The sequence below is a fragment of the Pseudofrankia sp. DC12 genome (genome assembly GCF_000966285.1).
GTDB lineage: Bacteria > Actinomycetota > Actinomycetes > Frankiales > Frankiaceae > Pseudofrankia.
In genome coordinates, this window is the sequence record NZ_KQ031391.1 from 5,905,529 (window position 1) to 5,919,627 (window position 14,099).

A 14,099-nucleotide genomic window follows, 5' to 3' on the forward strand; every position below is an offset into this window, starting at 1 on the left:
CTAGCGAGCCGCGGCGACACGTACCGCCGCGACGGAAACCTCATCGGACCGGGCGGCCCTTCCAGCGCAGCGTGCCACGCCGGTGCCGCCACCAGGACAGCCCGGTCAGCCAGGCCAGCGCGCCGACGGACAGCGGGTGAGCGGCGGCGTCCGGCCAGCTGCGCCCACCGGAGGCGCCGGCGGCGACCAGCCGGCCCGCGACCCCGGCCAGATAGCCGGCCAGGCCGGCCCGTGAGCCGCGCAGTGCGGCCAGCGCCGGCAGCACGAACAGCCAGCCGAGCAGACCCAGCTGGGCGGCGCTGGCCGTCGGGTGGCCGCCACCCGCCGCCCACAGCGACTTGGCGTACCCGTCACGCAGCTCGCCGGCCCCGCGGTACATCCGGGTGACGGCGAGGTCGGTCCCGTCGGCGACGACGCCCCGCCCGCCGGCCAGCTTGACCGCCCGCAGCAGCGCGATGTCCTCCAGCACCTCGGCGCGTACCGAGGCATGCCCACCGGCCCGCCGGTAGGCGGTGGCGTCGACGCACAGCAGCTGGCCGTTCGCGGCCGACAGCGAGCCACGGTGGGAGCGTTCGGCCGCCCGCAGCGGGAGCAGTGCCAGGAACGACCACTGCAGCAGCGGCTGGACCAGCCGTTCCAGGGCGCTGACCGCCTCCTGACGCGGGTAGGGGCAGACCAGGTCGAGCCCGGTGTCGCGCAGCAGCGCGACCGTGCGGGCCAGCGCGTCCGGTTCGAGCGTCACGTCCGCGTCGACGAACACCAGCACGTCACCGGTGGCCGCCGCGGCGGCCTGGGCGCAGGCGTGCGGCTTGCCGAGCCAGCCCGCCGGCGGCCCGTCCCCGCGCTGGAGGACGACCCGGGGGTCCGCGACGGCGAGTTCCTGCGCGATCGCGCCGGTCGCGTCGTGGGAGGCGTCGTCGTGGACGAGGACCTCGAGGTTCGGGACGTCGGTCGAGGCGAGCACGGCCATGAGGCAGGGACCGATCCGCTCGGCCTCGTCGCGGGCCGGCAGCAGCACGCTCACCCGTTCGGTGACCGGCCGTGACGGTGGCGGCCGCAGCCACAACCGGGCGTTGACGGTCGCGTGTACCGCGACCAGCGCCGCCCCGGCCGAGCCGGACCAGACCGCGCCGCGGGCAGCCGTAGCCACCAGCCGGGCCTTCCTCGACGCGGCGGTCCTCGGCGCCTTGGTCACCGCGGTGGGTCCGGGCTGGTCGCGTCCGGGAGTTCTTGACGGGCCTGCGGCCTGGCGGGTGCGGCCGCCCGGGCCCGGGTCCGCCACCGTCGCGACCCGCCCACGGCGGCGAGCAGGAGCGGCAGCCCCATGCCGACCCCGCCGGTCAGGGCCACCAGGGGCTGCCCGAAGAACGCGACACAGGCCAGCAGCCAGGACCCATACGTCCAGCAGACGAGAAGCAGCGGTACTCCGTCGCCCGCGGGCCAGCCGGCCGCTGGCGGGCCCGCGGCGCCCGCGTGCTCGACGTCGATGGCCCCACCCGCGGTCCCGCGGCCGCGGGTAGGGCCCGGGACGCGGTCCACCACGGCGACGAGGAGGGCGCCGACGACCAGCCAGCCGGCCGTGTTGGTCAGCGGGATGCCGTTGACGGCGGGGCCGTCGTTGGGAGCCCAGGCCCAGAAGCCCTCGGCGATCATCCTCGGGTCGAGGAACAGGTCCCAGCCGGCCAGCAGCATCCCGCCCACAAGCGCGGTTACCGCCCTGACCGCCACGCCCGTCCCCGAGACCGCCGTGGCCGCGTGACGGCCGAACAGCAGGGCGGGGTAGGCCATCATCGACCAGGCCAACGGGATGATCACGGGCACGCCGACGATCTCGGGCCCGAGCCCGTCGGTGTAGGCATAGCGCCCGAACGGCCAGCCGGTGCGCAGCCCGGCCGCCTCGACGAGAAGCCCCAACGCGACCGCGAGGGTGAGGTAGCGCGCGGTGAAACCCCAGCCGCGTCGGCGCGCGGCGTGGCTCGCCGAGGCGGTGAAGAACGCGAGCACCTGGGCGGCCGTCAGCCAGGCCCGGCCGGACCCGCCCGCCGCGAGCAGTGGGTACGGGATCTGCACGGCGACGACCGCCGCGGCCGCGAGCCAGGGCAGCGCGCCCGCTACCGGCCCGCCCGGGCGGCCCCCGGCTGTGCTGCGCCGGGGGCGGGAGCTCGTCGCGGTAGCTCGCCCCTTCGGTACGCCCGTGTGGTTGACGCTCGGGCGCCGGCCGTCCGTGGCCTGGGCGCCGCTGGCCTTCTTCCTGTCATCGACCTTCCTGTCATCGACGTGGTCCGCGCGGCCACCACCGGGCGAGCCAGCTGGAGGACCACCGAACGGGCCCGGGCCGAGACGCACGTCTCGGAGGTCTACAGCGCTCGGGCGGGCCGGCCGAACCGGGCGGCCATCGCGCCGCGGCGGTGCCGTGGTCCGGGTGGCGGCAGCTCCTTGCCGAGCACGGCGTAGGCGGTGTAGCTGCCCGGAAAATGGAAGTTCGACAGCAACGGGACGAACCCCTCGCTGGCATAGAGCCGGCGGGCCCGGCTGTCCGGCAGCTCCAGCGCGGACAGCGCGGCGGTGCGGTAGGGCACGTCGCGCAGCAGTTCGCGCAGCAGGCCCCGGCCGATGCCCTGGCCCTGGTACTCCGGCAGGACGTGCAGCTCGACGATCTCGAGGCAGTCCTCCAGCCAGTGCACCGAGGCGGCGGGCGACAGCGCGGTGGCCACCACGTCGTGCCACCACTGCCCCTGCCGGCCGGGCATCGCGTAGGTGACGCCGACCAGGGTGTCGTCGGAGGTCAGCGCGGCGACCGCGCGCAGGTCGCGCCGCTCGGTGTGCCGGCGGGCGTGCGTCATCCGGTCACGGGCGGCGCGGACCGGATCCATCTCGTGGACGTCCAGGAACGCCGCCTTGTAGACGGCGATCACCTCACCGAGGCGGGCACGCATCCGGGCGGGCGTCCAGCGCACCAGCCTGATGTCGGCACTCGCCAAGGCCTGCCTCGCAGTGAGTGGACGGCGGTCGGGAGGTCGACGATAACCCGGCACTCTCGCCGCGTGCCCGGCGACCGAGCAACTCTCCCATAGGGGACACGGTGTGTCATCGCGCCGTCCTGGAGCCGTCGGGACGCAGCGGATCCCGGCCGTCGACGGTGCCATGGCCGGCGAGGACCGCGAACCGGGCGAACAACTCCTCGGCGTACCAACCGACCTCGCCGGTGCGGCGGACGACGGCGGCATGCGCGGGCCGCTGGTAGGCGAACGCGCGGACGGCGGCGAGGCTCGGCCAGACGCTGAACGTGCCCTGCAGCCCGATCGGCGCCTCCCCGATCCCGATCGCGAGCGTCGGCCCCGCCAGGCCGTGGGGCGTGCGGGGAAGAGCGGTGGGGCCAGCCTCGCCGGGGACGCCGGCCGCTGGGGTGCCCGCGTTTGTGGGGGCGCCGGCCAGCGCGGCGAGGTCGGCGGCGACCGGGGGCGCGGCCCGCCAGAACGCGACCGCATGCCGGGGTGCGAGCCGGGCCCTGGTCAGCACCGCCACCAGCCCCGGCGCCACCGCTCCCCGGGGCGGGGGCGCTGTGCCGGCCGTCTCTCCGTCCGCGGACTCGCTGCCTGCCAGGGCCGGGGCTGCCAAGGTCGGCCCGTCTACGTGATCGCCGTCTGCGCCCTCCGGCGGTTGCGAAGCGGCCGCGGCTGCGACCACCCGAGGGTCGAAGTCGCGATCATGGACGGCGGGTCGGCCCGAGGCCGCCGGGCTCGCCGCCGCGGGGTTTTCCGCTGGCGACGGGCCGAAGGGCTCACGGCCCGACCAGCGGCCGCGCCAGGCGTGCGGGCGTAGCCCGACGTGAAAGTGCTCGTCGGCGATCCGCGCCCAGGAACGGGCGACAGGGGAGTCTTCGAACGCCCGGGCGGCGGCCGGGCTGTCCCAGACCGCGACCAGTCCCCAGCGGCGTGGCTCGGCGTCCCGGGGCGCGAAGGCGCCGGGGGTGCCGGTGCCGACCAGCCTGGCGAACGTGAGTCCGTCCACGCGGCGCAGCCGAGCCCGGTCCAGGGCCATCCGGCCGAGCGCCCCGCCGATCCGCCGGGTCGGTACCCGCCACAGGTCGACGGTCACCGTCGGCCGCCCGGCGGCGCGCGTCGGCCGGCCGTGCGCACCTCCTGGCGACGCCTCCTCCAGCGACATTGACGCCTCCTCTCGGCCGGGCTACCGTCGTGCTTGTTCGAACCTGTGTTCGAATCAGCGTCGTTCGAATGCGGCGTCGTTAGAACAAGTGCCGGGCGGGCCGGCGACTACAACCGGCGACCAGCCGGCGGGTGGACACCGGGAGGGTGGAGATGACCAGCCAGCCAACACGGCACCAGCAGTCGTCCGTGCCACAGCAGGCCGGGCGCCCACCCGTGTGCCCGCAACCCGCCCTGCATCCCGTCCGGCCGCGGCCCCCGCAGTCTGCCAACGGGGTACGACAGGTCGCGTCGGTCGACCAGCGGGCCGAGGTCCCGGCGGCCGGGATGCCGCGGCGCTCCCGGGACGACCTGCTCGCGGCGGCCCGGCACGGGCTGGCCGAGGCGGCGTTCGCCCACCCGGCGGGGGAGCGGTACGCGCTCGCGCACCTCGCCGCGCTGCGGGTGGCCGCGGCGGTGCTGGCGGCCCGGGCCAGGCCTCGGCCGGGCCGGCGCGGCCGGCCGGTGAGTGCCTGGCGTCTGCTGGCCCAGGTCACCCCGGAGCTCGGCGAGTGGGCCGACTTCTTCGCCGCGGGCGCGCCCCGGCGGGCCGCGGCCGAGACCGGGCTGTCCGTCGTGTCCACCCGCGAGGCCGACGACCTCGTCCGGCAGGTGGAGATCTTCCTCGGCGTGGTCGAGGAGGTCCTGGGCCTGCCGTCTCAGCCGACGCTCATCGGGGCGGCGCCGGTGGCGCGTTCCGGGACGGACTAGCCGTGCACCCGGTCCGCGCGCGCGACTTCCCGCAGTCCCGTGATGTGCAGTCCCGTGACGTGCAGTCCCGTGACGCCCACCCGGCAAGGCGGCCCACCGGCCGTCCGGAGCCGGTGCTGGCCGCGCTGCGGGACCTGCGGGACCTGCGGGAGCTGCGGGAGATCGCCCATGACGGCCCGGCCGGCCCGCCTGGTCTCGGTGATCATGGCCGGCTGCTGCCGGTGCCGGCGGCGCTGGCCGGGCTGCTGCCCCGGAGGGCGCTGGCGCGGGGGACGACGGTGGCCGTCGAGGGGTCGGCAGCGCTGCTGCTCGCCGTGCTCGCCGAGCCGTCCCGGGCCGGAGCGTGGTGCGCGGTGGTCGGCTACCCGGCGCTGGGCCTGCTCGCCGCGGCCGAGGCCGGGATCGCGCTGGACCGTTTGGTTCTGGTACCCGAGCCGGGCCCGCGCTGGCCCGTGGTCACCGCGGCCCTGATCGATGCCCTGGATGTGGTGGCGGTCCGTCCGCCGGCGGGGGAGCGGACGGCCGGCTCGGCCCGGCGGCTCGCGGCCCGTGCTCGTGAGCGGGGCTGCCTGCTGCTCCCGGTCGGTGCCGGCTGGGAGGGCGCGGAGCTGCGCCTGACTGCGGCGGAACGGTCCTTCCACGGCCTCGGCCAGGGCCATGGGCACCTGCGTGGTGCCCGGCTGCTGGTCCAGGTGTCCGGCCGGGGCGCGGCCAGTCGTACCCGCCATGGCTGGCTCACCGTCGCCGGGCACGACCCCGTCATCGAGCTCGACGATGCCGCCGGCCTGAGCCCCGCCACCGGACGGGAGAACGTCATCGGTCAGGACCTGGAAGCGGATGCCGCGGTCGCCGGGCTGACGGTCGCCGGGCTGGATGGTGCCGCCGGGCCGCGCGTGGGCGCCGAGCCGGGAGCCAGCGTGGCCCGAGGGCTGCGCGTCGTCGAGGGGGCCGCGTAGTCATGCCCGTGCGGATGCTGGCTGTGCACTGCCCGGACTGGCCGACGCTGGCCGCCGGGACCGGGCCCGAGGTGCCCGCCGCCGTGGTCGAGGCGAACCGGGTGGTCACCGTGACCGCGGCCGCCCGGGCCGCCGGGGTGCTGCCCGGGCTGCGCCGCCGCGACGCCCAGGGGCGCTGCCCGGAGCTGCGGCTGCTGGCGGCCGACCCCGACCGGGACGCCCGGGCGTTCGAGCCGGTGGTGGCCGCCGTCGAGACGGTCGTGCCCGGCGTCGAGGTGACCCGGCCGGGCGACTGCCTGGTGCCGGTCCGCGGCGCGGCCCGTTACTTCGGCGCGGAGGCCCTGGTGGTCGCCCAGATCCGCGGCGCGGTGGCCGCCGTCGCGGGCGACTGCCGGATCGGGATCGCCGACGGGCCGTTCGCCGCGGGGCTGGCCGGCCGGCTCGGGGAGACGGTGCCGGCCGGGGCGAGTGCCTGCTTCCTCGCCGGGCTGCCGGTGGAGCTGGTCGACCGGCCCGAGCTCGCCGGGCTGCTGCGCCGGCTGGGGCTGCCGACCCTGGGCGCGTTCGCCGCGCTGCCCGCGGCCCAGGTGGTCGACCGGTTCGGCCCGGACGGGGCACTCGTCCACCGGCTGGCCCAGGGCGACGACGAGCGGCTGCCGGAGCCCCGGATGGTCCCCCCGGACCTCACCGTCGCCACCGAGCTCGACCCCCCGGCCGACACCGTGGAGGCGGTCGTCTTCACCGCCCGCCGGCTCGCCGAGGACTGCCACGCGAAGCTGCTGGCCGCGGGGCTGGCCTGCGCCCGGGTCGCGATCGAGGCCGAGACCGAGAACGGGGAACGGCTGCGCCGGGTCTGGCGGCACGACGGCCCGCTGACCGCCGCCGCGATCACCGACCGGATCCGCTGGCAGCTCGATGGCTGGCTGTCCGCCGCGGCCCTGGCGTCGGAGGCCAGCCGGGCCGCCCCGCCCGGGACCGGCCACGGGCCCGGGGCGTCTGGGGGCGGGCACGGGCCGACTGCGGGCGTGACGTGGATCAGGGTGGTTCCGGAGGACCTGCTGGCCGCCGACGGCCGCCAGCTGGGGCTGTGGGGTGAGCCGGGCGCGGCCGACGGCCGGGTGCGCCGGGCCCTCGACCGGGTCCAGGGCCTGCTCGGACCGGACGCGGTCCTGACCGCGGAGGTGCGCGGTGGGCGTGACCCCGCCACGGCGGTCCGGCTGGTGCCGTGGGGCGAGCCCCGCGGGCCGCGCGACGCCACCGAGGCGGACCGGGCGGGCGCCCCATGGCCCGGGCGGCTGCCCGCGCCCGCGCCGGCCACCGTGCTCGCCGAGCCGCGCCGCGCCCAGCTGCTCGACGCCGCCGGCGAGCCGGTGATAGTCAGCGGCCGGACGGTGGCCACCGGGGCGCCGGCCTGGCTGGCCGTCGACGGCCGCCCGCCGGTCCGGGTGACCGGCTGGGCTGGTCCCTGGCCGGCCGACGAACGCTGGTGGGAGCCGTCCGGGCGCCGCCGCGCCCGCTTCCAGCTGACCACCGAGGACGGCGACGCCCGCCTGCTGTTCGTCGAGGGCGGTCGATGGTGGTGGGAGGCGTCCTACGGCTGAGGCGAGCGCGCGCCTGTCCCGCCGTGGTCGCCGTCCCTCGGGCGGTTTCCCGGCGGGCCGCGTTCGGATGCTTGCCCGGGTGACTCCGGATTCCCGCCCGTCGAGCCGGGCTCGATGCGGTGGGCTGGGCCGGTTGGTGCGACGACCGGCCCGGGAGTGGTGACCAAGTACGCCGTGCCAGCGCGCGGCGATGCCTGCCGGGGCGGCCCGGCGTCTGGGGGATAGCGCGGTGAGCTGGTGGAATCCGGCGGTTTCGTGGGCGGAGCTGGAGCGGCGGATGTCCGGGCGCCCACCCCAGCCGGGCGGGCTGGAAGGGGACGGCGGGGACGCGCCCGCGTGGTCGCGGCACCGGGAGCCCTACCAGCCGGCGCCCGAGCTGGTCGCCGCCGCGACCGCGGCCCGCGTTCAGGGAGCGGGCCGAGCCGGCGCGGCGGCTGGGCCGGGTCCGGCGGCGGCACCCTACGCCGAGCTGCACTGCCACTCGGCGTTCAGCTTCCTCGACGGGGCCAGCCAGCCGGAGGAGCTGGTCGAGGAGGCCGCCCGGCTCGGGCTGTCGGCGCTGGCGCTCACCGACCATGACGGCATGTACGGGGTGGTCCGGTTCGCGGAGGCCGCCGGTGAGGTAGGCCTGCCGACGCTCTACGGGGTGGAGGTCTCCCTGTCCTCCGCGGGTCCGGGCCAGCCCGCGCCGAGGCCAGGCACGAGTCGGCATCACCTGGGTCCAGGATCGGGCCAGCATCACCTGGGTCCAGGACAGGGCCAGTCCCGCTCGGGGCCAGGCCTGGGCCAGCGTCGGCCGGGGCCGGACGGTGCTGTGCCGGCCGCGCGCCCGGGGGTGCCCGACCCGGCCGGCGACCACCTGCTCGTGCTGGCCCGGACTCCGGCGGGGTACCGCCGGCTGTCCCGGGCGGTGTCCGACGCGCACCTGGCCGGCGGGGAGAAAGGCCGCCCGCTGACCAGCCTGGACGTGCTTGCCGCCGCGGCCGGCGACGGGCACTGGCAGATCCTCACCGGCTGCCGCAAGGGGCTGGTGCCCGCCGCGCTGGCCGCCGGCGGCCTCGACGCCGCCCGTGTCGCCCTCGACGGGCTGGTCGGCCGGTTCGGCCGGGACAACGTCGCCATCGAGCTGTGGGACCACGCGCACCCGCTCGACTCGGACCGCAACGACGCTTTGTACGGCCTCGCCCAGGAGGCCGGGCTGACCTGTGTCGCCACGAACAATGTCCACTATGCGACGCCGTCGGCCGGCCGGCTCGCCGCGGTGATGGCCTCGATCCGGGCCCGCCGGTCGCTCGACGAGATGGACGGCCACCTGCCGCCGGCCGGCGCCGCGCACCTGCGTTCCGGCGTCGAGATGACCGATCGGTTCGCCCGGTATCCGGGCGCGGTGGCGGCAGCGGCGCGGATCGGGGTCACACACGCCTTCGACCTGCGGCTCGTCGCCCCGAAGCTGCCGGACTTCCCGGTGCCACCCGGGCACACCGAGGCCAGCTGGCTGCGGCTGCTGACCATGCAGGGCGCGGCCCGCCGGTACGGGCCGCCGGAACGGGAACGGGTCGGCGGGGCCTACGACCAGCTCGCCCACGAGCTCACCCTGATCGAGTCCCTCGGCTTCCCCGGCTACTTCCTGATCGTCCACGACATCGTCGAGTTCTGCCGCCGGGAGGACGTCCTCTGCCAGGGCCGCGGCTCGGCGGCGAACTCGGCGGTCTGCTACGCGCTGGGCATCACCGGCGTCGACGCGGTCTCCTTCGGCCTGCTGTTCGAGCGGTTCCTCGCCCCGGAGCGGGACGGGCCACCCGACATCGACCTGGACATCGAGTCCGGCCGCCGTGAGGAGGTCATCCAGTACGTCTACGGCCGCTACGGCCGGGACCGCGCCGCCCAGGTGGCCAACGTCATCAGCTACCGGTCCCGCTCGGCGGTGCGCGACGTCGCCCGCGCGCTCGGTTTCTCCCCCGGCCAGCAGGACGCCTGGTCCTCCAGCCTCGACCGCTGGTCCCCGCTACCCGCCACCGCCCCGCCCAACCCGGCGTCATCCGCCACCGCCCCGCCCGGCATCCCGGCGTCATCCGCCCCCGCACCAGCGGTCGCGGGTGGCCGGAACGTGCCCCCACGGCGCGGAGGCGCGCAGCCCCGGAGGCCCTTGGACGAGCGGAGCGAAGTCCGAGGGCCGCAGGGGCTGTCGCCGGAGCGCACCGTTCGCTCCGGAGGACGCGGCCCGGGGGTACCGGCCGAGCCGCCAGGCGAGGCCGGTGCCGCAAGGCCGCGCCCGGACGGAGCGAACCAAGAAAACACAGCAGTCCCCGCCGAGGTGGTCGGGCTCGCCGGGCAGCTGCTCGGGTTCCCGCGCCATCTGGGCATCCACTCGGGCGGGATGGTGATCTGCGACCGGCCGGTGGCCGAGGTGGTGCCGGTGGAGTGGGCCCGGATGCCGGGCCGGACCGTCATCCAGTGGGACAAGGACGACTGCGCCGTCGCCGGGCTGGTCAAGTTCGACCTGCTCGGCCTCGGGATGCTGGGCGCCCTGCACCTCGCGTTCGCCCTGATCCGGGACCATCACGGCCGTCACCTGGACCTGGGGGAGATCCCACCGGAGGACCCGGCCGTCTACGACATGCTCTGTGCCGCGGACTCGATCGGCGTCTTCCAGGTGGAGAGCCGGGCCCAGATGGCGACCCTGCCCCGGCTGAAGCCACGCCGGTTCTACGACCTGGTCGTCGAGGTGGCGTTGATCCGGCCCGGCCCGATCCAGGGCGGCTCGGTACATCCGTACATCCGGCGCCGCAACGACCTCGAGGAGGTCGCCTACCCGCATCCGCTGCTGGAGCGCTCGCTGAAGAAGACCCTTGGCATACCGCTCTTCCAGGAGCAGCTCATGCAGATGGCGATCGACGTCGCCGGGTTCACCGCGGCCGAGGCGGACCAGCTGCGCCGCGCGATGGGCGCCAAGCGGGCGACCGAACGGATCGACCGGCTGCGCGAGCGGTTCTACCAGGGCATGGCCACCAACGGGATCACCGGCGTGGCGGCCGACGAGCTGTACACGAAGCTCGCCGCGTTCGCGAACTTCGGCTTCCCGGAGAGCCACTCGGTCAGCTTCGCGTTCCTCGTCTACGCCAGCGCCTGGATCAAGCTGTACTATCCGGCGGCGTTCTGCGCGGCGCTGGTCAACGCCCAGCCTATGGGCTTCTACTCCCCGCAGAGCCTGGTCGCCGACGCCCGCCGGCACGGCGTCACCGTGCATGGCCCCGACCTGAACGCCTCCGGCGCCGGCGCGATCCTGGCGGACGGGGGGCGGCCCGCCGGGCTGGCCGAGCCGGTGTGGGACGGGGAGCAGGTCGGGGACGCCCCGGCTCCCGCCCGGATCGGCGCCGGGGCCGCGGCCGGGCCGGCGGAGCTGGGCGGGGCGGCCGGCGGTCTGGCGGGTCCACGGCATCCGGCCGTCCGGCTGGGCCTGGCGGGGGTCCGCCTGATCGGCGCGGCGAACGCGGAGCGGATCGTGGCCGCGCGCGGCGCTGGCGGCCCGTACCGGGACATGGCGGACCTGGTGCGCCGGACCGGCCTGACCGCGGCCCAGCTGGAGGCGCTGGCCACCGCGGGGGCGTTCGGCTGTTTCGGCCTGGCCCGCCGGGAGGCGTTGTGGGCGGCCGGCGCCGCTGCCCAGGCGAGACCAGACCGGCTGGAGGGGACGACGCTGGGCGGGGACCCGTCGGCGGTCGCGGCGCACCTGCCCGGCATGTCCGGTGCTGAGGAGATCGTCGCCGACCTGTGGGCGACCGGGATCACCCCGAGCCGCTACCCGACCGAGTTCGTCCGTGACCGGCTGGACGCGCTCGGCGTGGTGGTCGCCACCCGGCTGGCGGAGCTGCCGGGCGACCGGCGGGTGGTCGTCGCCGGCGTCGTCACCCACCGGCAGCGCCCGGCGACCGCCGGTGGGACCACCTTCCTCAACCTGGAGGACGAGACTGGCCTGGTGAACGTGATCTGCTCCCGTGGGGTCTGGGTACGCCACCGCGTGGTCGCCACCTCCGCGCCCGCGCTGATCATCCGTGGTCGGCTGGAGAAGGCCGACGGCGTGGTGAACGTGATCGCCGAACGGCTCGAGCGCCTCCCGCTCGCCGTGGCCCGCCGCTCTCGGGACTTCCGGTGAGGCCGCGTACCGGGGTGCCCGCGTGGCGCGTGGCTCCGGTGCCGGAAGCCGGCTCGCAGGCGGGGTCTGGGCCGTCCGGCCCGTCGGCGGCCCGGGCGCCAGTGGGCCGAGAGCCGGCCTCCTTCGGTCGTCGGCGGCCCACCGTCGCCGGACCACCCTCAGGCGCCAGTGGGCCGAGAGCCGGCCTCCTTCGGTCGTCGGCGGCCCACCGTCGCCGGACCACCCTCATTCGACTACCATCGGTTATCTTCACGATCACCTTGGTTACCGAACGTAGGGATAGCCGATGTCTCGATGGATGGTGACGGTCGCCGGCGTGTCGGTGGGAGGCCTCGTCGTCGGCGTGGTCATCGGGTTCTCGCTGCCGGCCCGATGACGATCCCGGCCGCGGCGCCGTCGACGGGCCCGTCGGCGGACGGCTTGGCGAGCCCGTCGGCCCGGCCCGGGGACGAGTACCGGGCGGCGGAGCGGGCCGACCCGCGGCACGCCGCCGTGTGGCGGGCGCTCACGGATGTGCTCGCGGCCGGCCCGGCCGGGACCAGGCTGACCGTGGTCGACGCCGGCGGTGGCAGCGGCGGGTTCGCCGTGCCACTCGCCGAGCGGGGGCACCGGGTCATGGTCGTCGACCCGAGCCAGGACTCGCTGGCCGCGCTGGCCCGCCGCGCCGCCGACGCCGGGGTGGCGGCGCGCGTCACCGGCCGCCAGGGTGACCTGACCGAGCTGGGTGCCGTGGTCGGCCCCGGCCTCGTCACGGCCGGCGGCGCCGACCTGCTGCTGTGCCACGCGGTGCTCGACCGGGTCGACGACCCGGAACGGGCCCTCGCCGCGGCGCTGCGGGTGCTGCGGCCCGGCGGCTGGCTGAGCCTGCTCGTCCCGGGCCGGGCCGGCACCGTGCTGGCTCGCGCGCTCGCCGGCCGGTTCGACGAGGCAGCCCAGGCACTGGCTGGCTCGTACCCGCCGGCGCACGTCGCGCGCCTGGCCGGCGAGACCCATCGCTTCGACACCGACGAGATCGTCGGTCTCGTCCGGGCGGCGGGCGCCGAGGTCGTCGCCGTGCACGGTGTCCGGGTTCTCACCGATCTCGCGACGCCGCCGGCCGGTGGCGGGGACGAGCGGGAGCCCGCGGCCGGCTGGGCCGAGCGGCTCGCCGAGCTGGAGGCCGCCGTCGCCACCCGTCCGCCCTACCGGGACCTCGCCGCGCAGCTGCACGTCCTCGCCCGCCGCCCGCCGGCCGCACCGTGACCGGCGCCTCGGCCGGCCCGGCCGGGACGGGCGTCGACAGGTCGATGAGCGGCCCGATCCTGCACGTCGACATGGACGCGTTCTTCGCCTCGGTGACCCTGCTGGAACGCCCGGAGCTGCGCGGCCGGCCCGTGATCATCGGCGGTGGGACGCGCGGCGTCGTGCTGTCCGCGACCTATGAGGCACGCGCCTTCGGCGTACACAGCGCGATGCCGCTCGCCCGCGCGCGCCGGCTGTGCCCACCGGCAGTGGTGCTGCCACCTGAGCGGCACCGTTACCAGGAGGTCTCGAACCGGGTGATGGCGATCCTGCGGGAGGTCACCCCGCTGGTAGCCCCGCTCTCGGTGGACGAGGCCTTCCTGGACGTGGCCGGGTCCAGGCGGCTGTTCGGCACACCCGTCGAGGTAGCTCGGCTGATCCGTGCCCGGGTACTCGCCGAGGAGGGCCTGACCTGCTCGGTCGGAGTAGCCCCGACGATGTTCGTCGCCAAGATCGCCTCAACCCGGTCCAAACCGGACGGCCTGCTGGTGGTCCCGGCGGACGCGGTGCTCACCTTCCTGCACCCGCTGCCGACGTCGGCCCTGTGGGGCGTCGGGCGGGCCACCGAGGCGGCGCTCGACCGGCTCGGGCTGCGCACCATCGGCGACATCGCAGACTGCCCGCTTCCCACGCTGCAACGGGCGCTCGGCCAGGCTGCCGGCGCGCACCTGAACGCCCTCGCGCACGGCCGCGACGAGCGCGGTGTGGACCCGGGGTCGACCGAGGTCAGCATCAGCGCCGAGCACACCCTCCCGGTCGACAGCGCCGACGAGAGCGCGCTGGCCCGGGAGCTGCTGCGCCTGTCCGGCCAGGTGGCGCGGCGCCTGCGTGACCGCGGCCGGGTGGCGCGGACCGTCGGCGTCAAGATCCGGCTGGCCGACTTCACCACGCTCACCCGGGCGCGCACGCTGCGGGAGCCGACCGACGTCAGCCAGGAGATCTACCGAGGCGCGCTCGAGCTGTTCCACGAGGCGGGCCTGGCTGGCAAGGCCGTCCGGCTGGTCGGAGTCCGCGCGGCGAACCTGGCGGACGCGGGCGGTGCGGGCCATCAGCTCGCGTTCGACGAGCGGCCGGTCGGCTGGTCCCAGCTCGACCGGGCCACCGACGCGGCGGGCCGTCGTTTCGGTGTCGGCTCGATCGGTCCCGCCAGCCTGCTGCCGCGTCAGCCCAGGCGACCGGGACCGACCTGAGG

Annotated in this window: 10 protein-coding genes; 6 read left to right on the forward strand and 4 right to left on the reverse strand. The window is 76.5% G+C overall.

Translation table 11 applies throughout. The annotated features are described in order from the left end of the window. Positions 1–40: 40 nt before the first annotated feature. The 4 genes from FRADC12_RS23795 to FRADC12_RS32495 form a co-directional block, all read right to left on the reverse strand. Complete coding sequence (locus FRADC12_RS23795; protein WP_045880131.1) at positions 41–1,150, reverse strand: glycosyltransferase family 2 protein; 1,110 nt, start codon at positions 1,148–1,150, stop codon at positions 41–43. 41 nt (positions 1,151–1,191) lie between these two features. After that, on the reverse strand, positions 1,192–2,346 hold the full coding sequence (locus FRADC12_RS23800) for a carotenoid biosynthesis protein (RefSeq protein WP_045878293.1): 1,155 nt from the start codon (positions 2,344–2,346) through the stop codon (positions 1,192–1,194). An 11-nt stretch (positions 2,347–2,357) separates the two neighbouring features. Next, complete coding sequence (locus FRADC12_RS23805) at positions 2,358–2,981, reverse strand: GNAT family N-acetyltransferase (RefSeq protein ID WP_045878294.1); 624 nt, start codon at positions 2,979–2,981, stop codon at positions 2,358–2,360. A gap of 106 nt (positions 2,982–3,087) precedes the next feature. Continuing rightward, positions 3,088–4,167, reverse strand: coding sequence for a hypothetical protein (locus FRADC12_RS32495; RefSeq protein WP_052711118.1), 1,080 nt, complete (start codon positions 4,165–4,167; stop codon positions 3,088–3,090). 152 nt (positions 4,168–4,319) lie between these two features. Here FRADC12_RS32495 and FRADC12_RS23815 point away from each other — a divergent pair, with 152 nt between their 5' ends. The 6 genes from FRADC12_RS23815 (at position 4,320) to dinB (ending at position 14,097) form a co-directional block, all read left to right on the forward strand. After that, the gene (locus tag FRADC12_RS23815) at positions 4,320–4,916 is read left to right on the forward strand and encodes an SAV_6107 family HEPN domain-containing protein (protein WP_502685283.1); all 597 of its coding nucleotides are present in this window, start codon (positions 4,320–4,322) and stop codon (positions 4,914–4,916) included. A 2-nt stretch (positions 4,917–4,918) separates the two neighbouring features. Then, on the forward strand, positions 4,919–5,872 hold the full coding sequence (gene imuA' / locus FRADC12_RS23820; protein WP_084011143.1) for a DnaE2-dependent mutagenesis accessory factor ImuA': 954 nt from the start codon (positions 4,919–4,921) through the stop codon (positions 5,870–5,872). Between the two features lie 2 nt (positions 5,873–5,874). Continuing rightward, complete coding sequence (locus FRADC12_RS23825; RefSeq protein ID WP_045878295.1) at positions 5,875–7,473, forward strand: DNA polymerase Y family protein; 1,599 nt, start codon at positions 5,875–5,877, stop codon at positions 7,471–7,473. A 277-nt stretch (positions 7,474–7,750) separates the two neighbouring features. Then, positions 7,751–11,626, forward strand: coding sequence for an error-prone DNA polymerase (locus tag FRADC12_RS23830; protein ID WP_045878296.1), 3,876 nt, complete (start codon positions 7,751–7,753; stop codon positions 11,624–11,626). Positions 11,627–11,998: 372 nt separating this feature from the next. Beyond that, positions 11,999–12,868, forward strand: a complete 870-nt coding sequence (locus FRADC12_RS23840) for a methyltransferase domain-containing protein (RefSeq protein ID WP_084011144.1) — start codon at positions 11,999–12,001, stop codon at positions 12,866–12,868. A gap of 44 nt (positions 12,869–12,912) precedes the next feature. Beyond that, the gene (gene dinB, locus FRADC12_RS23845; protein WP_045880136.1) at positions 12,913–14,097 is read left to right on the forward strand and encodes a DNA polymerase IV; all 1,185 of its coding nucleotides are present in this window, start codon (positions 12,913–12,915) and stop codon (positions 14,095–14,097) included. Positions 14,098–14,099 lie beyond the last annotated feature (2 nt).